This is a genomic window from Vibrio sp. 1562 (assembly GCF_033340155.1).
GTDB lineage: Bacteria > Pseudomonadota > Gammaproteobacteria > Enterobacterales > Vibrionaceae > Vibrio > Vibrio alginolyticus.
This window is the reverse complement of sequence record NZ_JAWOVY010000269.1, coordinates 1-755: the sequence shown is the minus strand read 5'-3', so window position 1 is coordinate 755 and position 755 is coordinate 1. Positions and strand designations below refer to the sequence as shown.

Genomic DNA, 755 nt, shown 5'->3' with positions numbered 1-755 from the left:
TAAGAGTTGATGATGGGCAGTGCGTCAGGCATGTGGAATGGTACCTTTCACGGTATTTGTCACCGCATTCTGCGCGCGCACTATCTTGATGCCAAGCTACCGGAAGACTTTCAAATCATCGACAGCGACGATCAACAGCGTTTACTGAAGCGTCTGATCAAAGCACAAAATCTGGATGAAAAGCAGTGGCCTGCACGCCAAGTGGCTTGGTGGATTAACGGCAAAAAAGACGAAGGTCTGCGCCCAGCACATATCGATGCTTACCACGATCCTGTGACCAAAACCTACTTGCAGCTATACACCGCTTATCAAGAAGCGTGTGACCGTGCCGGTTTGGTCGACTTTGCAGAAATTCTGCTTCGCGCTCATGAGCTACTGCGCGATAACAAGTTTGTCCGCGAGCACTACCAGGCACGCTTTAAACACATTCTGGTTGACGAGTTCCAAGACACCAACAATATCCAATACGCTTGGCTACGCATGATGGCGGGGCCTGAGTGTCATGTGATGATTGTGGGTGACGATGACCAATCGATTTACGGTTGGCGCGGAGCAAAAGTCGAAAACATTGAGAAATTCACCCGTGAATTCCCAAGCGTAACCACCATTCGCCTAGAGCAGAATTACCGTTCCACCAAGACCATTTTGGAAGCTTCCAATACCTTGATCGCCAATAACACTGAGCGTATGGGTAAAGAGCTGTGGACTGACGGCGTCGTTGGTGAACCGATTTCGGTTTACAGTGCTTACAACGA

Annotated in this window: 1 pseudogene; it reads left to right on the top strand. The window is 49.4% G+C overall.

The annotated features are described in order from the left end of the window. A pseudogene (locus R7Z49_RS24595) lies at positions 1-755 on the top strand (UvrD-helicase domain-containing protein); the annotation flags it as partial.